Annotated in this window: 24 protein-coding genes and 1 tRNA gene; 13 read left to right on the top strand and 12 right to left on the bottom strand. The window is 45.2% G+C overall.

All coding sequences use genetic code 11. The features are described from left to right. Nucleotides 1–141: 141 nt before the first annotated feature. Entirely contained in the window at nt 142–279 is a 138-nt protein-coding gene (locus QUA99_RS33295) for a hypothetical protein (protein WP_445251054.1), read from the bottom strand. Nucleotides 280–397: 118 nt separating this feature from the next. Here QUA99_RS33295 and QUA99_RS28610 point away from each other — a divergent pair, with 118 nt between their 5' ends. Further along, the gene (locus tag QUA99_RS28610) at nt 398–520 is read left to right on the top strand and encodes a GIY-YIG nuclease family protein (protein ID WP_333243524.1); all 123 of its coding nucleotides are present in this window, start codon (nt 398–400) and stop codon (nt 518–520) included. A gap of 121 nt (nt 521–641) precedes the next feature. On the opposite strand, the gene ygfZ is transcribed toward QUA99_RS28610, so the two are convergent. From ygfZ to QUA99_RS28595, 3 genes are all read right to left on the bottom strand, one after another. Then, on the bottom strand, nt 642–1,721 hold the full coding sequence (gene ygfZ / locus QUA99_RS28605; protein ID WP_333243574.1) for a CAF17-like 4Fe-4S cluster assembly/insertion protein YgfZ: 1,080 nt from the start codon (nt 1,719–1,721) through the stop codon (nt 642–644). Nucleotides 1,722–1,901: 180 nt separating this feature from the next. Beyond that, entirely contained in the window at nt 1,902–2,285 is a 384-nt protein-coding gene (locus QUA99_RS28600; protein WP_333243526.1) for a hypothetical protein, read from the bottom strand. Nucleotides 2,286–2,471: 186 nt separating this feature from the next. Continuing rightward, nucleotides 2,472–2,543 (bottom strand) — tRNA-Val (locus tag QUA99_RS28595). A gap of 72 nt (nt 2,544–2,615) precedes the next feature. On the opposite strand from QUA99_RS28595, the gene QUA99_RS28590 reads away from it, so the two are divergent. Together QUA99_RS28590 and mazG are read left to right on the top strand one after the other, a co-directional pair. After that, nucleotides 2,616–3,272 (top strand): metal-binding protein, encoded by a 657-nt coding sequence (locus tag QUA99_RS28590; RefSeq protein ID WP_333243529.1) that lies wholly within the window; start codon nt 2,616–2,618, stop codon nt 3,270–3,272. Nucleotides 3,273–3,339: 67 nt separating this feature from the next. Further along, entirely contained in the window at nt 3,340–4,167 is an 828-nt protein-coding gene (gene mazG, locus QUA99_RS28585) for a nucleoside triphosphate pyrophosphohydrolase (RefSeq protein ID WP_333243532.1), read from the top strand. Between the two features lie 136 nt (nt 4,168–4,303). Here mazG and QUA99_RS28580 read toward each other — a convergent pair whose 3' ends face one another. Beyond that, a complete protein-coding gene (locus QUA99_RS28580; RefSeq protein ID WP_172192721.1) occupies nt 4,304–4,705 on the bottom strand; it encodes a helix-turn-helix domain-containing protein in 402 nt (133 codons plus the stop codon). A 180-nt stretch (nt 4,706–4,885) separates the two neighbouring features. Here QUA99_RS28580 and QUA99_RS28575 point away from each other — a divergent pair, with 180 nt between their 5' ends. Then, nucleotides 4,886–5,269, top strand: a complete 384-nt coding sequence (locus QUA99_RS28575) for a hypothetical protein (RefSeq protein ID WP_333243535.1) — start codon at nt 4,886–4,888, stop codon at nt 5,267–5,269. A gap of 127 nt (nt 5,270–5,396) precedes the next feature. On the opposite strand, the gene QUA99_RS28570 is transcribed toward QUA99_RS28575, so the two are convergent. Beyond that, a complete protein-coding gene (locus QUA99_RS28570; protein WP_333243537.1) occupies nt 5,397–5,882 on the bottom strand; it encodes an allophycocyanin subunit alpha-B in 486 nt (161 codons plus the stop codon). Nucleotides 5,883–6,351: 469 nt separating this feature from the next. Between QUA99_RS28570 and rlmD the strand changes: the two genes are divergently transcribed. The 3 genes from rlmD (at nt 6,352) to QUA99_RS28555 (ending at nt 8,657) form a co-directional block, all read left to right on the top strand. Continuing rightward, on the top strand, nt 6,352–7,764 hold the full coding sequence (gene rlmD / locus QUA99_RS28565) for a 23S rRNA (uracil(1939)-C(5))-methyltransferase RlmD (protein WP_333243540.1): 1,413 nt from the start codon (nt 6,352–6,354) through the stop codon (nt 7,762–7,764). Nucleotides 7,765–7,914: 150 nt separating this feature from the next. Then, nucleotides 7,915–8,334: an element excision factor XisH family protein gene (locus QUA99_RS28560; RefSeq protein WP_333243542.1), complete on the top strand. Its 420-nt coding sequence runs from the start codon at nt 7,915–7,917 to the stop codon at nt 8,332–8,334. Beyond that, the gene (locus tag QUA99_RS28555; protein WP_333243544.1) at nt 8,322–8,657 is read left to right on the top strand and encodes a XisI protein; all 336 of its coding nucleotides are present in this window, start codon (nt 8,322–8,324) and stop codon (nt 8,655–8,657) included. Before QUA99_RS28560 ends, QUA99_RS28555 begins: the two co-directional genes overlap by 13 nt. Nucleotides 8,658–8,764: 107 nt before the next feature. Here QUA99_RS28555 and QUA99_RS33290 read toward each other — a convergent pair whose 3' ends face one another. From QUA99_RS33290 to QUA99_RS28540, 4 genes are all read right to left on the bottom strand, one after another. Beyond that, nucleotides 8,765–8,941 carry a type II toxin-antitoxin system RelE/ParE family toxin gene (locus QUA99_RS33290; protein ID WP_333411516.1) on the bottom strand — a complete coding sequence of 59 codons (177 nt, stop codon included), beginning with the start codon at nt 8,939–8,941 and terminating at the stop codon, nt 8,765–8,767. Between the two features lie 127 nt (nt 8,942–9,068). Beyond that, on the bottom strand, nt 9,069–9,338 hold the full coding sequence (locus QUA99_RS28550) for a type II toxin-antitoxin system ParD family antitoxin (protein WP_333243547.1): 270 nt from the start codon (nt 9,336–9,338) through the stop codon (nt 9,069–9,071). A gap of 103 nt (nt 9,339–9,441) precedes the next feature. Beyond that, nucleotides 9,442–11,760 (bottom strand): Piwi domain-containing protein, encoded by a 2,319-nt coding sequence (locus tag QUA99_RS28545; protein ID WP_333343619.1) that lies wholly within the window; start codon nt 11,758–11,760, stop codon nt 9,442–9,444. Then, nucleotides 11,757–12,581: a PD-(D/E)XK nuclease family protein gene (locus QUA99_RS28540; protein ID WP_333243555.1), complete on the bottom strand. Its 825-nt coding sequence runs from the start codon at nt 12,579–12,581 to the stop codon at nt 11,757–11,759. Before QUA99_RS28540 ends, QUA99_RS28545 begins: the two co-directional genes overlap by 4 nt. Nucleotides 12,582–13,076: 495 nt before the next feature. Between QUA99_RS28540 and QUA99_RS28535 the strand changes: the two genes are divergently transcribed. Both QUA99_RS28535 and QUA99_RS28530 read left to right on the top strand, forming a co-directional pair. After that, nucleotides 13,077–13,445, top strand: coding sequence for a helix-turn-helix transcriptional regulator (locus QUA99_RS28535; RefSeq protein WP_333243558.1), 369 nt, complete (start codon nt 13,077–13,079; stop codon nt 13,443–13,445). Further along, complete coding sequence (locus QUA99_RS28530) at nt 13,442–14,146, top strand: ImmA/IrrE family metallo-endopeptidase (RefSeq protein ID WP_333243561.1); 705 nt, start codon at nt 13,442–13,444, stop codon at nt 14,144–14,146. The genes QUA99_RS28535 and QUA99_RS28530 overlap by 4 nt, the downstream gene beginning before the upstream one ends. A gap of 85 nt (nt 14,147–14,231) precedes the next feature. On the opposite strand, the gene QUA99_RS28525 is transcribed toward QUA99_RS28530, so the two are convergent. Then, nucleotides 14,232–14,567: a DUF5615 family PIN-like protein gene (locus tag QUA99_RS28525; protein WP_333243564.1), complete on the bottom strand. Its 336-nt coding sequence runs from the start codon at nt 14,565–14,567 to the stop codon at nt 14,232–14,234. After that, the gene (locus QUA99_RS28520; protein WP_333080579.1) at nt 14,560–14,880 is read right to left on the bottom strand and encodes a DUF433 domain-containing protein; all 321 of its coding nucleotides are present in this window, start codon (nt 14,878–14,880) and stop codon (nt 14,560–14,562) included. The genes QUA99_RS28525 and QUA99_RS28520 overlap by 8 nt, the downstream gene beginning before the upstream one ends. 318 nt (nt 14,881–15,198) lie before the next feature. Here QUA99_RS28520 and QUA99_RS28515 point away from each other — a divergent pair, with 318 nt between their 5' ends. The 4 genes from QUA99_RS28515 to QUA99_RS28500 all read left to right on the top strand — a co-directional run bounded on the left by QUA99_RS28515 (nt 15,199) and on the right by QUA99_RS28500 (nt 19,571). Then, nucleotides 15,199–16,314 (top strand): SPFH domain-containing protein, encoded by a 1,116-nt coding sequence (locus QUA99_RS28515; protein WP_333243567.1) that lies wholly within the window; start codon nt 15,199–15,201, stop codon nt 16,312–16,314. Between the two features lie 380 nt (nt 16,315–16,694). Next, on the top strand, nt 16,695–17,012 hold the full coding sequence (locus QUA99_RS28510; protein ID WP_333229034.1) for a YkvA family protein: 318 nt from the start codon (nt 16,695–16,697) through the stop codon (nt 17,010–17,012). Nucleotides 17,013–17,525: 513 nt separating this feature from the next. Continuing rightward, the gene (lpxD, locus tag QUA99_RS28505; RefSeq protein ID WP_333243570.1) at nt 17,526–18,566 is read left to right on the top strand and encodes a UDP-3-O-(3-hydroxymyristoyl)glucosamine N-acyltransferase; all 1,041 of its coding nucleotides are present in this window, start codon (nt 17,526–17,528) and stop codon (nt 18,564–18,566) included. 141 nt (nt 18,567–18,707) lie between these two features. Continuing rightward, on the top strand, nt 18,708–19,571 hold the full coding sequence (locus QUA99_RS28500; protein ID WP_333243571.1) for a CPBP family glutamic-type intramembrane protease: 864 nt from the start codon (nt 18,708–18,710) through the stop codon (nt 19,569–19,571). Nucleotides 19,572–19,947: the final 376 nt, after the last annotated feature.

Raw genomic sequence — 19,947 nt, 5'->3', positions numbered from 1 at the left:
AAGCTAAGTGTTGGCTTTTCCCAAAAGCAGCGCATTTTATCATACTTTTGTATACTTGCAAAATCGGGATGCTCCCCTTTGCACTCCTGTTGAGCAAATCCTCCACAGACACCTGACAATCTGGAAATACCAAAGGTGCGATTAAATCCGACTCGGCCAACACAACCGGGCTAGCATAACACTCAGCCCTGGCTCGGGAAACACATACAATCGACGGGCATTGATATCTAGAATCCAATACTCCCTAATTCCGGATCGAGCATAGGCAGGGGCTTTCAATTCCCTGTTAGTTAAGTTAGATCGCTCCGTAGATATTGCCGGGGCGGAGAGTTATCTTGTTTGGACGAACGGCGGGCTGATTTGAATATTTACCGCGCACAATTGAGGCGTATCAAGAGTGAAATCGCTCTACTTTCTTGAGGTAAAAGCTGACGGCAACAGCTTCTATAAAATTGGAATTACGACTCGACTAATTGAGGAACGGATAGCCGAAGTACAGCGGGATGTGAGAGTCCATTAGTCAGAGGTTGCCATCAACTTGCTGGGATTGTGGGAACACCGAGGGATTGTGGAAATGTACTTCAAACACCGCTACAAAGCGTTTAATTATCGCAAGGGCGCCAACAGGCGATCGATCGCAACTACGAACTCAAGAAAGGTACATTTACTACTTCTCCTGGCACCGATCCGACTTGCACTTTTAGTCCTTCGCCGCCCGCTTTTGTGCGGATGTAAGCAAGACCAAAAAAGCCGGATTCTGTTTCCGTAAAACTGGTGAGTTTGCCGACTTTTTCTTCTCCGATAGTGACGGCTGTTCCGGGTTCAACTGCACCGCTCAAATGCACCCCCCAAAGTTGCTGTTTGACTCCTTTGTAGGTGTTCAACCTGGCAATTGTTTCTTGACCGATGTAGCAGCCTTTGTCATAGGTAATCGTGTGTAAAAGACGGGCTTCTAAGGGGTTGTAATCGTCTGTGAGTTCAAAATCTGGGGCGGGGCGTCCTTGTTCGATTCGCAGTTGTTCCCAAACTCGATCGCCCATCGGTACGGCCCCAGCTTTGACTAATTCCTGCCACAAGTTGGCTGCACCGCTTGCGGGCGCAATTAACGTGTATCCGGGAGTTGCTAAACCGCTACCAACAGCCACTCGAACCCCCCCTTCATCCCCCCCTTGGTAAGGGGGGGAAAGAGGGGGGGTTTTTATCAATTTGTGAGTAGCGTAAGGTTGATTTTCTAGTTCGGTAACTCCAATTTTTTCTAATAGTTGAGTGCTTTCCGGGCCGAGGAAACTGAAAGCAACAGTTGTATCGGTTAAATCTGTTAACTGGACGCGATCCATTGGGAAAATATAGCGATCGAGCAATTCCAGCAGTTGGCGGCGGCGGTTGGGCGAAACTAGCAGCAGTACGGCATCTTCTGTCGCGTAAGCGGTGGCGAGGTCGATCGTCCGGGCGGTGGATGTGACGAAAACGGTATCGCAACCTTGACCGGGTTTGAGTATATTAAAGTTATTGGTACTTTGATTGTGCAAGAACCGCAGGCGATCGTTGTCTGAGATTTGAATGCGTCCCCAGTGAGTGCGATCGTACAAAGCCGCACCTTGTTTCGTTGCTGCGAGCGCTTCTGCGTCGTTACCAAAACTCACTGGCACAATTTCTTTGGTTGTTAACTCTGCAAAAGTAGCACCAGCCGCTGCTTGAATGTCGTGCAATTCTTGAATCAGCATAGGATTTGAGATTTGAGCGTTTATTGAATCATTAATGCTTGGTTTGAGTTCGCGATCGCACTCGCCACGCCTAGAAACCGGGTTTTTTACGGAATCTGCCGACCCCAACGCGTCTTGTCGTGAAAAAACCCGGTTTCTGACCACCCATGCGTCCCGGACTAAGTTTATGACTGCTGACTATTTGTCCAAATTAGCGAATATTTCTTGGATTAATTGGCTGGCTTTGGCATCAAGACGATTCCAATCTACATCGCCAGTCTCATCATCAATCAAGCTAGTATCAATTACAACTTCTTGGCTTTGGATTTGAGTGTGGGCGGGCTGGTAGTTGACAAAGCAGACTCGATAGCAAAGTTCCCAAATATCGACGGATAATTGCTCGCCTTGATGCTCTAAAATTAGTTGATAGCCCGGAATCGGAATCTGCACTTCTTTATAAGTGCCTGTCCAAACTGACTCTTCTAATTGTTTGCGGATGTTGTCGAGCACTCGGATCATCGCTGGCTGCATGAGCAGTTCAGCTTGCTGCCACGCGATCGGGCTAGTTATTTTAGGCTTCATATACACGGTTCTAAAAAAGAAAATCAATAAATTAATTTTCTAGCATGGGGTGCCAACTTTTGAGACATTCGCCACAGAATGTTAAATTTAGTCGTCACCCAATTCAACAGTCAACCCCCAAGAGCAACAGCCGTTTTCGGCTTGACGGCTAAAAACGGCTGAAACTGTTGATATTGAGTTATCCGATGGGTAATGTAGGATTTGAACCTACGGCATCCTGCGTGTAAAGCAGGCGCTCTACCACTGAGCTAATCACCCAATTGCACTCACAAGGATTTATCATATCACAGTAACTCAGAAAGATCAAGTAAAAAAAATCCTAAACTTTAAATGCCCTCTGGCCGCACCCACGATCGAATAACCATGTGGAGTTTGCCCGCTGTGGCAGCCCTCACCTTTGGCCAGACTCAGAGCAGCAACCTGACTTTGCTCGTTTCCGGCAGTTTCTTATTCGGCGGGCTGATGTTTGGCCCCGACTTGGATATCTACTCCTGCCAGTATCAGCGCTGGGGATGGTTCAAACCGATTTGGCTGCCGTACCAAAAAAGCCTGCGCCACCGCTCTTTTTTGTCCCACGGCCCTCTGATCGGCACTGCTTTGCGAGTCTTGTACCTCGCTATCTGGATCGCGGTTTTCGGAGTGTTGGGATTGGCAATTGCCGAAAAAGTCGGGAACTTAGGCGGGAATTGGCAGGATGTGGTTTTGAGTTGCGGACGATCGATCTGGCAACACCGCATCGAAATTTTAGCCGTTTACATCGGTCTAGAATTGGGCGCTATGAGCCACTATCTGAGCGATTGGGGCGGCTCGGCTTACAAAAGATTCAAAAAGAAAGGATTGAGCGGGTTGCGGCCTCCTAAGACAATTAAAAGACCCAAAATCAAAGCTCCCACTCGCACATCTAGCAAATCCATAGCAGAAGGAAGAAGGAAGAAGGAAGAAGGCCCTTCGGCTTCGCTCAGGGTGAAAAGAAGGAAGAAGGAATAAAATCAATTGTTGGAGCCATTAACAACTTTATAACCGTCTTGCCGGTTGAGATAAAAGGTAAATTATTATGTCTAATTCTGAAAGTCGATCGCTAATAGCACTCAAAGAACTTATAGAAGTTGTGGCTAAATTGCGATCGCCAGACGGCGGATGTCCTTGGGATTTAGCCCAAACTTCCCAAACTCTAATTCCTCACATCATCGAAGAAGCTTATGAAACCGCCGACGCGATTCGCAAAGGAGATAAAGATGCGATCGTTGAAGAATTAGGCGACTTACTGTTACAGGTAATTCTGCAAGCTCAAATTGGCAGCGAATCCAATCAGTTTACCTTCGCCGAAATCGCTGCGGGCATTACAGAAAAACTAATTCGGCGGCATCCCCACGTCTTCGGCGATGTCGAACTCAACAGCGTCGATGAAGTCAACGAAAACTGGGAAAAAATCAAAGCAGCAGAAAAAGGCACAACTTCGGAAAAGCCGGCAACTTTAGCCTCGAAAATGAGCCGTTATGCCAGCACTTTGCCGCCGATAACCGCCGGGATGAAAATCTCTCAAAAAGCTGCGGAAGTGAGTTTTGATTGGGACAGTGTAGACGGCGTTTGGGATAAATTTCACGAAGAAATGGCAGAATTTGAACACGCTCTCAAACACGAGGATAAGGCAGCGCAGCAGTCAGAATTGGGAGATATTATGTTTGTGTTGATTCAATTAGCTCGCTGGTACGATTTAGATCCGTCGGCTGCTTTGCAAGGAACCAACGATCGCTTCGTGCAGCGGTTTGCGAAGGTGGAGGCTGCGTGCGATCGACCTTTGTCAGATTATGCCCCAGAAGAGTTAGAATCTCTGTGGCAGCAAGCTAAAGCTTTAATTGCTAAACAAAAGGGCGATCGGTAATAACTAACTCCCGATCGCTATTGTTAAGAACAGGCAAGATGCCTGTTCCACAACAACTCAATATTTTGCTTGTGGGCCGTTGCTCCTAGCCCGCCCTGAAAAGCTGATTAACAATACTGCCAGATGTCAGTAATAACTACTCATAAAGCTTCGCATCGTTGTATGGGGGATGTTCGCACGCGATGTAAAGCGCATTTGTCGGTTCCAGGGCTTCCCCTGTCACCGGATCGATCGGCTTGAGGACAAAGCATAACAGAGAGAGCGATCGCCAATCCAAATTATCTAGCTTCCCACGTTCGTAACGGTTGACTGTTGCGGCACTGATACCCACATCTTTGGGTACGGGTTGATTTGTAGCTGTGAACAGCGCCTCTTCATATCCCTTTGTTTTGAACTCTGTTTCGCTGACAGACCAGCCTGTTGTCTGTCTTGCTGCTTTTAAAATCTTTCCCAAACGCATCCGCCCCGTTTCAGTGAAGCGAACGGGACGCAATTCCTGCTCTTTGTCTACCACAGCTTTGTTAGAGAGTCCTGACATTTTTCCCACCTACGTTAACTCTCAAACTAGCACAGCATCAATGATTGAGGGTTGCACGAGCAACATCTGAGCTGAAGAAGTTTAAATTAATTTTATTGCACTTATGCAATAAGACTATGATATAGTAATATGTAATTGACTCTAAACCGAACTTGCCTCTCAAGCCCTGAGTATACACCTATGACAGCACTATTTCGCCGCATCCAACCCTCGACAAAGCTCCGCATCACCATCAGGTCGATCGCCCAACTGCTCAAAATCAGCCCAAACCTGATTAAGCGAGTCGAATCATGGGCTTTCGTGGTTTTCGTCCACCATCGGGATAGAGGCGGCCTGTTTGTCAGCTACCGCAGGCTGGAAGAATGGCAAAATGCGATCGTCCATCATATCCAAACCTGCCCCACCCTTTCCGAACTTTCGCAGCTCAAAACATCCATTCACTACGACAGCCGGAAATTCAAAAAACAATCTCTCCCAAAAACACTTGACTTTTTAATTCAAATGTGCATTGAAAGACAAGACGAACTCAACATCTGGGAAAGCTTAAACAGCATTGCTTCCTAGCAGAAATTAGACAGATTTCCTTGCCCAAAACAGAAGCGAAACATTTGCGAGCAATTGCGAGATAAAATCACCCCAAAAATCACCCGCGAATGCTCCGCCACATCCGTAAAAGCAATCACCAAAGCAATTAAGACATTGCCTGAGCGATATAATCAAAATAAGGAGCTGCTTCCTTAGCATCATCCTGATTGAGCAAAGCCAAAGAAGCTTCCTTCAAACAGCGGATAGCTTCGACCATGCCAGGAACAGGAACGCCCAGAGAATTATACATTTCCCGAACGCCAATCAAACCGATGCTTTCGATCGGCTCCTTGTCACCCGCCAAGATACCGTAAGTAATCAGGCGCAAGTACCAGCCGTAGTCGCGCAGACACAAAGCCCGTTCGCGCTGGCCGTAAGCATTGCCCCCAGGGGAGATAAAATCAGGTCGTTTTTTCCAGAGTTTTTTACTAGCTTCTTCAACAATTTTCCTCTCACTGTCAGACAGCGCAGTAGCAATACGCACCCGCTGTTCTCCGGTTTTAAAGAAATCATTGATACTTTGGAGTTCGCCGGTACTGGGATAACGAAGTTCGTCGTCGGCTTGGAGAATTAATTGGCTAACTACGCTCATTGTTATTCAAATTTGAGGATAACATTAATAAACATTCCCATCTGTTGGCGACGGGATTCTTGGTTCGCAGACTCGCCTTGCTCCTAACATTTATCAATCCTAGAAGTAGAGGGTAAATCTCCCCAAGCGTTATGCTTGATGTTCAAGCCAGTTTCCTTGTGTTCCAGGGTACTGCGGGAAAAACTCAAAAATTGCGAGTGAGAGTTTGGATGTCGGCAGACACTTTGACTGTTTAACGAGTTTTTGCTACATCGCCCCAACAGCCTATCGCACCGACGGGATCGAGGCAACTCGCGACAAGCTCGACTCCCCGGTTGAAGCTTGGCTTTAGCAGCAAGACGTTCAGCAGCAGGAAGACAGCCTGCAATTGAGCTTGAGTGCGATGGCTTGCGCCCCGCTTCGCTACGACTTATCTCAGGAAAGAGAGAGCGATATTGCATTACCATATTAAATCCTACCACGACTACTTGTGACCAAATCTAAATTCCCCACCCCAAACTCGACGAAATTGGCAAACCCTTGCCAGCAAGGTCAACTGATTGAGATAGAGATTACCGACTTGACAGACACCGGCGACGGAGTTGGTCGTTTTGGTGAGTTAGTAGTGTTTGTGCCCGATACCGTGACGGGCGATCGAGTCCTTGTGCGCCTCGTGCAGGTCAAATCCACCTATGCTACAGGCAAGCTGGACACACTTCTGGAAGCCTCCGAACACCGCATCCGAGCTAACTGCATTGTCGCCGACAAGTGCGGCGGCTGTCAGTGGCAGCACGTAGACTATCAATATCAGCTTGCAGCCAAGCAAAATCAAATCATTCAAGCCTTAGAAAGGATTGGCGGATTTAGCAATCTGCAAGTCGATGAAATTTTAACGGGAAAAATCGAGGGATTTCCCCAATTTTTGGGATACCGCAACAAAGCGACTTATCCCGTGGCCATATCTGCAACAGGTCAAGTTCAAGCAGGTTACTATCAAAAGAGCACCCACAAATTAGTCAATCTCAATCAGTGTCCGGTGCAAGACCCGCGCCTCAATCCTTTGTTAAAGGAAGTCAAAGAAGACATCCACTGGCGGGATTGGCAAGTCTACGACGAAAAGAAACATACAGGAGAATTGCGTCACTTGTCCTTGCGAATCGGACGGCGCACGGGCGAGATGCTGCTAACTTTAATAGTTCGCACTGGAGAGTTACCGGGACTCGAAGAGCAAGCATCAGAGTGGCTGAAACAATATCCTCAACTGGCAGGGGTTTGTTTGAATATAAATCCCGCTCAAACTAATGTGATTTTTGGTGCAGAAACTCGCTGCATAGCTGGTCGTTCTTATCTGCGAGAAAGCTTTGCTGGGATGAATTTTCAGCTAAGAGCCGATACTTTTTTCCAGGTTAATACAGAGGCTGCTGAAGCTTTGTTAGAGGTAATTGTAGGGGAATTGAATTTGCAGGGAAATGAGGTTTTGGTTGACGCTTACTGCGGAATTGGTACTTTTACTTTACCTCTGGCACAACAAGTAAAAATAGCCATAGGTTTAGAAGTGCAACCGGCGGCGATCGAACAAGCCCAATTAAATGCTGAGTTAAATGACGTGAGAAATGTCGATTTTCAAGCGGGAACTGTAGAGAGTTTGCTGCCTTCCTTGGGATTGACACCGGATATTGTGCTGTTAGATCCGCCGAGGAAAGGTTGCGATCGCGCGGTTTTGGAAGCTATCAAGGAAATCAAACCAAATCGTATTGTTTATGTTAGCTGCAAGCCTGCTACTTTGGCTCGCGACCTGAAGATTTTGTGCGAAAATGGGGATTATAAGTTAGCGCGAGTGCAGCCGGCGGATTTCTTTCCTCAGACTTCTCATGTTGAGTGTGTGGCTTTTTTGGTGCGGTGAATCAAAAGGGCGATCGGTTGTTGGGAATGAAAGGGCGATCGCCCTTATTTGATTCTTGGCATTTGGGTTGAGTGTTATAATACTATTAGTGCTAAGTTCTTAAGTGCGTGGGTTTGGATAGAATGGAAACTAGGTCTTTGAGTAAAGTCTATGTCGGCTAGGGATGTTTTCCATGAGTCTGTGAAATCCGCTCTCCTGAAGGATAATTGGGTAATTACTCACGATCCGCTGAAGCTAAAGTTTAGCGAAGACGATCGGCTCAGGATTGACTTGGGGGCGGAACAGCTTTTAGCCGCAGAGCGAGGTGTGCAGAAGATTGCGGTGGAGGTTAAAAGCTTTCTGAGTGAATCAGCTATGTTTGATTTCCACCTAGCCCTCGGTCAATTTTTGAATTATCGACTAGCACTCAGAAATTTGGAGCCAAATCGATCGCTCTATTTGGCAGTTCCCATCGCTGCCTATAATTCATTTTTCTCTCGTGCTTTGCCTCAAGCGGCGATAGCTGAGTACGATCTAAAGTTGTTAGTATACGACCCTACTAATGAGGTGATTGTGGAATGGATAGATTAACTAAATATCGGCAGATTGTTCGCAATTTCCTGATGGAATATAGCAAAAGTAAACCCATCAATGGTGACATAGAAATTCAGGTTTTGTTTGACACGGAACATGACCATTATCAGATATTAGATTTAGGTTGGGACGGTCACAATCGGATTTATAGTTGCCCGATTCACTTAGACATCCGCAATGAAAAAGTCTGGATTCAACGCAATCAAACTGATGAACTGATTGCTGAGGAGTTAGTGCTGATGGGTGTGGCGCGGGAAGATATTGTTTTGGGGCTTCAGCCTCCCTATGCAAGGCAGTTTACCAGCTATGGTGTTGCTTAGACTGTTGCGATCGCACTGATAATGTCTTGTCACAAGGGCGATCGCGTTTTTTCAATGAAGGTTATTAGGGTTTTCCCTCCTCCTTTTCATCCATTGATATATTAAATTTAATTATCAGGATCGGTGAACAAGGCTGATAAATCTCGATAACCACTGACAACTCGAAAGATTTCTACATCTTGTCCGATCGGCATATAGAGGATGAGATAGTTGTCTATGGAGAGACTGCGAAGCAAGGGTAAAATTTCGTCTCTTTGTCGTCCAATATTGGGAAATTGAGCAATTTTGGCGAATTTAGCGTCAAGATTACTTAAAAAGCGATCGCTCGATCGAGTCCCGATCGACTGGCGATGTAGTCTGCAATTTGCTCGATGTCTTGAATTGCGGGTTGAGTGAGGCGAAATTGTGGACTCATGTTTCTTTTGAACTGTAACGCGAGCGCAAATTAGCTCGAATTTGTGCCATTGCGGTTGCACCGTCTACGACTTCACCGCGTTGGGATGCTTGCTGACCAATCAGTGCGTCTTGTTGCAGTTCTTGCAGTCGTCCTTGATAAATATCTTGCTGTTGTTCGAGTAGTTTAATGGCTGCAAGGATAACGTCGATCGCGCTGTTGTATTTGCCACTGGTGAGTTGGCGCTGCACGAGGGCTTCGACTTCAGGAGGCAAAACAATTTGCATGGTGTTTGAGATGAGGGGTGTTGATTCTATTGTAGGCGATTCCCTACGGGATAGCCGCGCTTCACGCCTTCAGTTAGATTGGTTTGTTGAGGGGCGATCGCTCTTACAGCCAAAATTGTTTATCCCCATCCAATTCGCCGGGAGAAATCCCTTGTAATCGACGATAAGCGATGCGGTCGGAGCCATAAAGCGGTATAGGCAAGCGAGGCTCTTTTAGCGCTCCATGATGCAGTAAGGTCAGTTTAAGTGTTGCTTCTATTAAATCTTCAACTGATACTTGCTGTAGCTCATCTGGATCGGGAATCACCTTTAAACGCAAGGGATAAGGTAGACCCATTTTTTCCGACTTTACTTCAGTTGTTATTAAAATAACTTCCTTGGGCGACAAGCGCATTGCTAACCCTTTTGTGGGGGCTTTTAAAGCTGGATCTTCAAAGTTGTAAAGTCTGGGAACTTTAGTCTTGATGCACTCCACTAAAATAAATTTAGAACCAATTGCTTTTGCCCGTTCCCGCAAATGTTCAACTTCCCTGCCACAAAAATGTCCGTCCCGGTAAATGAGTACAGTTTTTTCACTTAATTCAGCAGCAGGAAGAAACCTTTCTAAAGTACGCTTGTCAATTTCTTCACCCTCTGTCAGAGCATCTTCTAGGCGATAGCGAATGAAATCTCCTTGCTTACCATAGAGACGCACACTAGCACAGACGTTCAAACTTCCGTTGCCTTTCTTTTTGGGAGTTCTGGAAATATCAAAACCGATGAAATAATCAGCAATTTTCAAGGATTCAGTTAGAATAAAAGGCAAGTTACCCAACTTTGCCAAAATCCCAGGTATTACTTGATTCAATATATTTCCATGATTTTTAGCATCTTGCAATGTCTCCTCATAAATGACTTGGCTGGCAATTCCTCGCCGCAGTAAGCGGGAAGAAATAAAAGTATAAAAACTGCCGTCTTCGCTGCTGTCTGCATTGCGATCAGTCTGCGGAAGAAACGTCAAAACAATATCAGCGGGAATTGATATTAGTTCATCTAGCGCTTTTTCCAAGCTAACTTTAGCCTCGGCATTACTCAAGCCATCTATGGAAACCCTTTTAACCCTACTATCGTCAATCTTCTGAGTTTTTTGATCGATCAAACTTATGCTTTCAAACTTATACTTTTTAAGCCGTTGATGAACTTCATCTAAAAAAGACGATTTCACCTTAAAATCACCAACTTTTAAAACAGAAATCCTAATAGCTCTTGAGAGAACACCGTACTCATCATGACGGCGATAAACACTACCTTGAGAGAGTCCCTTCAAAACTTCCCCTCTTTTACCAATGAATTTATTACCAAATTCAAGAGGTGTTTCCTCAAGCTTGAACTGAGGTGCCACGAATAAAGACTGGTAATCACGGCTATTGATACACTTACCTCCTAACTTGAATCCATAGGCTACTAAAGCATTTTCTGCTTTTTGCTTATATGAAGCTAAATATTTTTGTCGCTCTTGATATGGTATTTTAGTTTCTTTGAGTAAGTCTCCATATTTTACATCAAATCGATCTGCTGTTTCCTCTGTGACACAGGGACGCAGAGCTGCCATTGCATAATGAAACTCATTTGTATTCTTGCCAAACTGCACTGCAACAACAGGTTGCTCCATTGGTGCTTCTATAAGTTTTTGTTTGCTAATTGCACCAGTTGCTTTCTCGATCAGTTCTTTTCGGCGTTCTCCGTCTCCAATAGTGCCAACAATATTAGTAATTGTAGCGACACTATTTGTTTCACAATCTCGCACTTTTAATCCAATTAAAAGCTCTTTAGCTTTGTTTCTATAGGGATGATTTTCATAAAATTCATCTAATGTGTTTTGATAAGAAAAGTAACTGTGCGGTGTGAAAACTAAAGCTGGATGCAGGATACCTTGCAGTTCAATAGTTTCAGCCCAGAAGTCTGCTTCGCGCTTGACTTCAACTTGATTGTCAGACCAAACAGTATCAGTCGCAACCGATGAAAATTTGTCACTATTTTGCAAAATTCTCACAGCTAGTTGAGCAAAGATTAAAGCTGTTGCTTGTGGTTGGCGTACCCATTGGAATGAGTAGGAGCGATCGCCAATATCTTCTTTTAACTCCTCTTGAACTTTTGTCATTGCATCTCGCCACTGTTCTTGGCTGGGCATCGGTGTATTAGGTTTGCCCAAAACCCAAAAATATTTGTCTTCCCAGATAACAACTAGCTGATTAGGAAATTCTTTATTAGTAAACTTCTGGCAAAAACGCCAGCTAAATCTGTTGCCAATTTTGCTATCAACTTCTGGAGTCAGCCGAAAACTCATTAAATTGGGCTGCGAGATACTTAGCGGGAAAATTTCACTCAAATGGATGGGTGACGGGTTGGCTTTGGAAGAAGTTTGAAGAACAACAGCAGTCATGCGGTAACCTCTAATTTTACAGTAGAAAATTGACAAATTGAGTTAAAGGGACAGTAAAAGCAGTTTAAACCGGGATTGGGTGGAAAAATTATGTTGAACTCATCCGGATTATCTCGATAACGCTTCAAGTCTTTTTGATGCCGTTTAGCTATTGATGCCATCTCTATCTGAAAGGCTTTTAGTGTATCGACAGTTGTCGCAATCGGTTCAGATTGTTTGCCAGTCTCCAAATTATAGAATGATGCAATAGCTGGTTTTTGCGGGTAGAGATAACTGGTAGCTAGCAGGTAAAGATATGCCTGTCTGTGGTCAAAGTCTGATTTTCCTGTTTTGAAGTCTAAAATGTGAAGCGTTCCATCTGGTTCGGCAAAAATACAGTCGATCGCTGCATAGAAGTTAAACTGATAATCCCCCTCCAGAATAAGAATTGGCGGGGGAAATCCCTCATCGCCTCGATTTAGCTTAATGATGTTTTTGCCTGAGAGAATCGGATGCTGATGGTAGTTTGTCAGGATGACCAAAACTCGCTCCTGAACTGTCGCTGACTCTTGGCTTAATTGCAGAATTTCTGCCAGTTGTTCTACACCATCTTTTCCGGAGAACTGTTGAGGGTTTTGATGAAATTCATAAACTCCTTTTTGTGCCAGGATTCCAATTCGCTGAGGTGTGTTGTCAGTTGCCAAAAGTGGTGCAACTTGAGGTTCTCGCTTTCGGGCTTTAGCAAAACCCCGCTTCATGTCGCAGTGAAATTGTTCTTGCCCCACTGGCGGAGCAAACTGTGACCAGAGGTTATAACTGGAAAATTGCCAAATTTTGTTCATAGGGTGAGCCCTCTAGAATAGAGGGCGATTATGGGTTCATTTCGTCAGGATTTCGTAAATTGCCTCTTTTGTTTTGGCTGACTTGGAAATCCCAGTCTCATTTGCCTGTTCAAGAACACGCAAGCTTTCTAGCATTTGTGTCGCAGCTTTCCTCAGATGCGGATGCCGACTTGTCTTTTGAATCTCCTCAAGCAGAAGCGATAGGGGGCGGCCGATTGAGAAGCACAGTTGATCGGGATTGGACATTTGTTTTTTCATAGTGTGACAAAGAATGTGAAGGTTGACTATTCGATGACAAGAGCAAGACAGTACACCTGATAGCTAGCGGTCATAGCCTAAGCCACACAAAGTCTCTTAGAGACAATGAACTTGCTTGTGTACGCTATCAGTAGAGTATTTTAGGGTTGACGCTGGCCGTCAACGCTTTTCAGTCTAGCAGGGGTTGCCGAGCTACGTCAACCCCTGCTATGATGTTTTAGTAAGTAGGGAAAAAACATGAGTAAGACTTTTGGTCAGCTAATCCGTCAAGCTCGTCAGGGAAAAGGATTTAGTCAGCGCGACCTGGCGAAGCTAGTAAAAGTGGACTATACCTACCTGTCCAAACTAGAGAATGACCGCGCTGAGTATCCCCCTAAAGAGGAGGTCATTCAGTCGTTAGCACATCAATTAGAGTTAGAGCTCAAAGAGCTACGCGATTTAGCCGGTAGAATTACTCCAGAAGATGCCAAAGTTGTTCAGGATCTTGTCAAAAGGTATCCAAAACAAATTCCAGTTTTGCTGCGTCAAATGCGAGATAATCCCGAACTAGCTAAAAAATTTATCCAGGAAGCTAAAGAAGCAGAAAGTGAGGAGAAACAAAGTTGAGTGTAATCAAACCTTTTCAATTTTTATCTAAAACCCAAATTGAGGATATAGCTAATGACCTTCTCATGCGTATGCAGGGAACACCTAATTTTCCCAGATGGCCTGGTTTAGCTGATTATGCTGCTGGTTTTTTAGACCTCAGCATCGATCCGTGTTGTGATATACCGCCCTATAATGGCAAAGCAGTAGCAGCTAGAATTTATCCCCTGACACGTCTGATAGAAATTAGTAAATATATCCAGAAAAAAAAAGATAATGATATTGGATTTGAACAATCGACACTAGCTCACGAAATAGGACACTGGGTACTTCATGTCAATCAAGATGAAGCAGATGGTTTGGTACAACAACTAGAACTACCTCTATTTTGCGAGGCTAGTGAAGACGTATTTCTGTGTAGAAATGTGAGCGAAATGCTTGTTGATAAGGTCAGTCCTAAAACTCAAGCTGATTGGATTGAATGGCAGGCTCAATATTTTGCTAGTTGTTTGTTAATGCCTCGATATATCTTGGAAGAGAAGCGAAGGGGACGTGATTTAAAAAACTGGCGTCACCTCTACGCAATGGCTGACGATCTTGGCGTAACAATATCAAATTTAACAAATCGCCTGCAAGACCTAGGGTGGATTTACATTCCCAAGGGTTCTAAACAAATCTATTTAGGTAATACTATACCTAATGGGCAGCAAAGCTTGTTTTAGTGAAATCCGCTCGCTCCTGTCCCATCCCGAATGCCAAAGTGCGATCGCCCTTATTTTCCTAAAGTGCGATCGCCTTACAATCATGTCAAATATATTCAATCCTTCCGATCATTTCTTCAGGTGCATAGACTTCATAAATTAAAATCAAACTACGGATAATCTCGCCCACAGAACGAGAATTAGGAGGACAATAGACAATCCCCGGATAATCTGTGGTATCGCTTGCCATAATTAAAAAATCGTCATCGTGAGTTACTATCACGCGCTGCTGTTCGCGAATAAATGCCAGGTGTGACTCATCGCTTTTAGTACGCAACCCCGCATCAACTGTTGTCGTCACATCTATCCCGTAACGACGCAAACCGCGCATAATGTTAGAGTCAATATGTTCGTCTAAATGAAAACGAATTTGCTCACTCACCTCTAATTGCCCTCAATTTTTCTTGTAACCGAGATGGTGGACTGTTGCGCTTTAATTTTTCCACAATAGCTCGACTTTCAGCCGTGCGACGATCGATTTCTTCTCTACGATCGTAATAATAGGTCATTGCTGCATGAACCGAGGCCAGTGGCAAATCATACTTGCCCGCGATTTCTTCTATAGAAATCCCCATTTTGAGATACATTTCGGCGATGTGTGCTACAGCAATTCGATGACCGGCAATGCACGGTTTACCACCAAGCACCCCAGGCGTGATTTCGATATGTTCTGTGATGATTGATTCCTTAGACATTTTAGTTAAAGGCTATTAATTGGTAATTTTTAATTTCTTTAATATTACCACAAATAGTCACAGTTACAGCAAATTGTAGGGTGCATCAGACATTAATTATTTCGATTTCAAGAGGTTTGAAGGATCGGACGCACCCTACGGACAGTATTTCGATCGCCCCCACCATCAACTAGATGCAAACTCGATCGAGTCCGGCCTGAATCGCGGGGAGTCCAGAAGTATAGAATAGAGGTTGCCGAACCGGCACACCGCCCGATCGCTCGCCCCCAGCAATTTGTTACCCTAAAAATAGAATCGAACCTCCCTCAACTGCATCCCATGAACAACGCCTCTCCCCTGATTCAAACCGTGACTCCAGAACGCTGGGCCGGGTTTAGCATGGACTTTATCGGGGCGGGTTACACAGGTTTGTTGGTCAAAAACGGCCGCGCCGTGCGTACCCTGAAATCCGGGCGGCATTTCAGCTTCGCCCTTCCCCTGCTGGAACAGTCTCAAATTGTCCTCGTAGATACCAAACTCCGCAATTTGGAGGTGCAGTCGCACGGAGATTTTTTGTCTAAGGATCGATTTTTAATTGATGCCACTCTGACCGTTATTTATCAAGTTATAGATCCGAAACGGGTAGCTTTGGAATTGTCCGATCCTATAGGTGCTTTAGCAAGTGCAGTTAAGGATTGTATGGGATTAGCGATCGGGCAAATACCCCTACAACAGCTTATCAGTCAAGGACGGCTGTTGCTGCGCCAAAATATGCTCGATCGCGTCCAAGATTTTTATACCCTAGGTTTTAACTTAGAAGACGTGCGAATTGGCGATGTCAGCTTTCCAGAAACCAACGGAGTTATTCGCCAAGTTGAGGGAATGAGTGCCCGACAAGAAGCAGAAAATGCCGCCGCCCTGCAAATGAGAATTGCCGAAGCAGGCCGTCCGATTGTTCCTCAATCTCCCGTACAGCAGTTAAACTTAATTTCAGGTAATTCTCCTGCGAGTCTTCCAGCTTCAGACACAGCAGCAGGGTTCGATCGCGATTTACAACAACTAACACAACAACTTGCTCAAAACAGCCTCCCACCAGGGAGAAATCCTCCCCAACTCGCACCAACCGTACTCGCAAGCAGCGATCGCAAAACAACCGCATATTTAATCTACAAACTTTCTGGAGAGGCGATCGCCCTGACAGCCAATCCCTTTACCATTGGACGCGAACCAACCAACACTTTAGTATTGCAAGATCCGCAAAGTTCCCGCTACCACGCTCAAATCCGCCGCGCCACTGACGAACTTGGTAAACAGCGATATCAGCTTGTCGATAGCGGCAGTTCCAACGGCACTTTTGTGGGTGGGCAGAGACTGGCTGCTAACGAGCCTTTTTGGCTGCCAAATGGCTGCGAAATTGCGATCGGCGACCAAAAATGGATCTTTCAAAATTCGTGAGAGAAAAATATGAAGTTATTTGAAACACCAGATAAACACAGATGAATCCCATCAGCGTTCATCTGTGTTTATCTGCTGACATCTGCGGTTAAAAAATCCCAATTTAAGTAACTTGCTTTAATCACGATCTACAAGTAATAGATGAAGATGGTTTTAAACAGCAGATAAACACAGATAAATTCCATCAGCTTTCATCTGTCAGGTTTCTGTAGGGGCGTTGTCAAGAGTCCCCGCCCTTCCGACACAGCTTGACAACTTCTCCCTCCCCAATTCCCTATACTCCCAGGTAGAAGTCTCTTGCCAACCCTAGGGGGGATATCTCCACAAGCATTTTGAGCGAGAATTTGTCAAGATTGAAAATATAAGTAGAGGACAACCCCATGAACTTTTCTATACAATCTGTTTACAACTGGTACCGCGACACCCTCCGCAACCCCAAATACCGCTGGTGGATTATTCTGGGAACGCTGGCATATCTGGTAAGCCCGATCGACATTGCCCCAGACTTTCTCCCCGTCGTCGGACAAATTGACGATGTGGCGATCGCAGTCTTGCTGATTTCCGAAGTGTCCCAAATGGCGATCGACTACTTTAAATCCCGCCAAACAGAGACAGCCTCAGCATCCGAAGCCACCGGTGCCCATTATTCTGAAGCCCAAGGCAGCACCGTTGACGTAGATGCAGTTTCTGTAAAATAATTGCCAAAAATAATCGAGCGCTACAACCCCGACTTCTTCAAGAAATCGGGGTTTTTGTTTTTTAAATGGCAACTGCTCAGATCGTGCTCCAAAGCTGGTAATTTTAACTTTGACATCCTCACCGACCTAAAGGCACGGTGATTCCAAGAATCACTTCTTGAACCTTTCTGCTTCTTAGCAGCGGCCTCCACCCTCAAGGAGATTTGGTCTTATGCTCGCTCCACAGACTAACCCCGCAAGCCCTGCGGTTTTTACGTGTCGAATACCAAAAGGAATTCTTGTATACTATTTGATTCTGGGGGTGTTTACCATTGCCCATCCTCTTTTCCCGGTCTACCGATTTTTCTTCCCCGTTGCAATTGTTGCAAGCTTTGGTGTTAGGGTTTATGTCTCCATCGTCACGGGTGGGTCATTGACCACTCAAATTATACCAGTAAAGCCGTCCTAAAAGGACGGGGTTTCTACCCAAATTTTCTGATAATCCATCTGTGTTAACAACAAATTTTTTTAGAGATGAAGTTTAGCGAAATAGTACAAAAACTTAACTTAGCCACCAGTCGCACCCTCACAGCGTCGGTTGCTACCGATCCAGAAATTACAGGCGCGGCACCTGTTGATGAAGCTGCACCCGGTACTATCAGTTATATAGAAGGTGCTAAATTTGCCGTTCATACAGCCACTACAAATGCTTCGGCTTTAATTTTACCCTTAGATGAAAGCCTCCAAGCTCAATGTGACGATCGCAACATTGCTTGGGTTGCCGCACCAGATCCGCGATTGCTGTTTGCTGAAACCATCGCCATTTTCTATCAACCGTTTCGCCCAGCATCCGAAATTCATCCCTCAGCCGTCGTTCACCCCTCAGCAGAAATTGGTGAAAATGTCTATATCGGCCCCCACGTCGTTATTCAAGCAAAAGTCAAAATTGGCAGCAACGTTTGCATTCATCCAAATGTCGTAATTTACCCAGATGCGGAAATAGGCGAAGGCACTGTTTTACACGCTAATTGTGTCATTCACGAACGTACTCGCATCGGGGCCAATTGCGTGATTCACAGCGGTGCGGCGATCGGCAGCGAAGGTTTTGGGTTCGTGCCTACAGCCACAGGATGGGTAAAAATGGAGCAGTCTGGCTGCACGGTATTAGAAGAGGGCGTTGAGGTTGGCTGCAACAGCACGATCGACAGGCCCGCTGTCGGAGAAACCCGCATCGGTCAGAATACAAAAATCGACAATTTAGTACAGGTAGGTCATGGCTGTCAAGTCGGGAAAAATTGTGCGTTTGCTGCTCACGTTGGCATGGCTGGCGGGGTAAAAATTGGCAACAATGTAATTTTGGCAGGTCAAGTGGGAATTGCTAATCAAGCCAAAATTGGAGATGGGGCGATCGCCACTGCTAAAGCCGGAATTCACAGCGACGTGCCCGCAGGTGCGATCGTGACGGGTGTTCCAGCAATTCCCCACAAACTATTTCTCAAAGCCGCAGCCGTCTACAACCGCTTGCCCGAAATGTACCAGTCTCTGAGGCAAATTCAGCGCAAGCTCGATCGGTAGTTAATTGGCAGTTGGCAGTAGTCAGTTGGCAGTTGGCAGTAGTCAGTAGTCATGAGTCATTAGTTAACAGTTAACAGCCAACAGTCAACAGTCAACAGTCAACAGTCAACCGCCAACAGTATTATAGTTGCAACCCATTAAATGTGGAATAGCATAAACAACCTGCGACTGCTGTCGCCGTCAATACCAGCAATTGTCAAAATAATCTTGTTTTTCTCAACTTGGATTGTTGTGTGGCTTCCCGCAGCGATTGTGCTGGCGATCGCCCTCAAATGGCATCCACCTCAACCCCTGGGAAACAAAAAACTACCTTTACTAGCTTCCCTCTACGTGATTGTCCCCTTCATTTTATGGGCGACAAGTTGGATCGAAAACACATCTTTTGCCAACTGGGGTTTGGAATTGCAACCCGCAGTTTTGATGTCATTACTGCGGGGATTAGGATTAGGAATAATTAGCTTAGTAATTTTATTCGGTCTGCAATTAACCGCAGGCTGGTTCGAGCTACAAAAAAGCGAAAATTCCACCGAAACAGGCGAAAAAAAAATTAATTTTTGGGCTTTAATTTTTAACCCTGCTAGTCTGCTGACTCTGTTATTAGGACTCTGGATTAGCGCTACAGAAGAGCTAATCTTTCGCGGCTGCTTGCAAACAATCCTCCACCAAGATTACTCAGTGCTAATCGCAGCAGCGATCGCCAGTTTCATTTTCGCGATCGCCCACCTAATTTGGGCCGCCAAAGAAACTCTACCGCAACTGCCAGGATTGTGGCTGATGGGGATGGTTTTAACATTAGCCCGCATTGCCGACAATGGTAGTTTGGGATTGGCGATCGGCATTCACGCAGCTTGGATTTGGGGTATAACTACCGTAGATACAGAAGGCGCAATTAATCCCACAGGCCGCGCACCGGAATGGATTACAGGAATAGCAGCAAAACCCCTAGCAGGTGCAGCCGGAATTCTGCTACTGCTAGCAACAGCAGCCGTGCTTTTGTTAATTTAAATAAGACTTACTCTAAAAAATCCGGTTTCTTATAAAAGATTGGCTCTCCTGGATTTGTGGTAGAAATGATAGTATAGCAATCCTAAATCATTTGTGAATTTCTTACTCCCTCCCCTTACCAAGGGGAGGGTTGGGGTGGGGTAAAAAAAATTATGACTCCTGCAAGGATTGCTATATAAGCGTCTTCCTCATCCGGGATATGGGGTTCGCACCACGATAATTTTTATTTTGCTGAGCACCATAAACTCAGGAGATTTGGATTATGATATCAATTCCGGTTGCACTCCTCATAATAGTTGAACCCACATTCCGCAGATATTCAAGCAGATTTCATTTCAAAGAAATTCAGAATTGCCAAAACCTCAAATGATTGCAT

It is taken from the genome of Microcoleus sp. F10-B2, from assembly GCF_036704965.1.
In the GTDB taxonomy this organism is placed as follows: Bacteria; Cyanobacteriota; Cyanobacteriia; order Cyanobacteriales; family Microcoleaceae; genus Microcoleus.
The sequence above is the reverse complement of the archived record's forward strand: the minus strand, read 5'-3'. Positions and strand labels throughout refer to the sequence as shown.

What these genes read in the sequence shown, in the direction of transcription:
- QUA99_RS28500 (WP_333243571.1), top strand. Translation starts at nt 18,708, where the DNA reads ATGTGGAATAGCATAAACAACCTGCGACTGCTGTCGCCGTCAATACCA.
- QUA99_RS28515 (WP_333243567.1), top strand. Translation starts at nt 15,199, where the DNA reads ATGAACAACGCCTCTCCCCTGATTCAAACCGTGACTCCAGAACGCTGG.
- QUA99_RS28520 (WP_333080579.1), bottom strand. Translation starts at nt 14,880, where the DNA reads ATGTCTAAGGAATCAATCATCACAGAACATATCGAAATCACGCCTGGG.
- QUA99_RS28550 (WP_333243547.1), bottom strand. Translation starts at nt 9,338, where the DNA reads ATGCAAATTGTTTTGCCTCCTGAAGTCGAAGCCCTCGTGCAGCGCCAA.
- QUA99_RS28600 (WP_333243526.1), bottom strand. Translation starts at nt 2,285, where the DNA reads ATGAAGCCTAAAATAACTAGCCCGATCGCGTGGCAGCAAGCTGAACTG.
- QUA99_RS28580 (WP_172192721.1), bottom strand. Translation starts at nt 4,705, where the DNA reads ATGTCAGGACTCTCTAACAAAGCTGTGGTAGACAAAGAGCAGGAATTG.
- QUA99_RS28570 (WP_333243537.1), bottom strand. Translation starts at nt 5,882, where the DNA reads ATGAGCGTAGTTAGCCAATTAATTCTCCAAGCCGACGACGAACTTCGT.
- QUA99_RS28540 (WP_333243555.1), bottom strand. Translation starts at nt 12,581, where the DNA reads ATGAACAAAATTTGGCAATTTTCCAGTTATAACCTCTGGTCACAGTTT.
- QUA99_RS28590 (WP_333243529.1), top strand. Translation starts at nt 2,616, where the DNA reads ATGCCCTCTGGCCGCACCCACGATCGAATAACCATGTGGAGTTTGCCC.
- QUA99_RS28575 (WP_333243535.1), top strand. Translation starts at nt 4,886, where the DNA reads ATGACAGCACTATTTCGCCGCATCCAACCCTCGACAAAGCTCCGCATC.
- QUA99_RS28560 (WP_333243542.1), top strand. Translation starts at nt 7,915, where the DNA reads ATGTCGGCTAGGGATGTTTTCCATGAGTCTGTGAAATCCGCTCTCCTG.
- QUA99_RS28545 (WP_333343619.1), bottom strand. Translation starts at nt 11,760, where the DNA reads ATGACTGCTGTTGTTCTTCAAACTTCTTCCAAAGCCAACCCGTCACCC.
- QUA99_RS28555 (WP_333243544.1), top strand. Translation starts at nt 8,322, where the DNA reads ATGGATAGATTAACTAAATATCGGCAGATTGTTCGCAATTTCCTGATG.
- lpxD (WP_333243570.1), top strand. Translation starts at nt 17,526, where the DNA reads ATGAAGTTTAGCGAAATAGTACAAAAACTTAACTTAGCCACCAGTCGC.
- mazG (WP_333243532.1), top strand. Translation starts at nt 3,340, where the DNA reads ATGTCTAATTCTGAAAGTCGATCGCTAATAGCACTCAAAGAACTTATA.
- QUA99_RS28535 (WP_333243558.1), top strand. Translation starts at nt 13,077, where the DNA reads ATGAGTAAGACTTTTGGTCAGCTAATCCGTCAAGCTCGTCAGGGAAAA.
- QUA99_RS28510 (WP_333229034.1), top strand. Translation starts at nt 16,695, where the DNA reads ATGAACTTTTCTATACAATCTGTTTACAACTGGTACCGCGACACCCTC.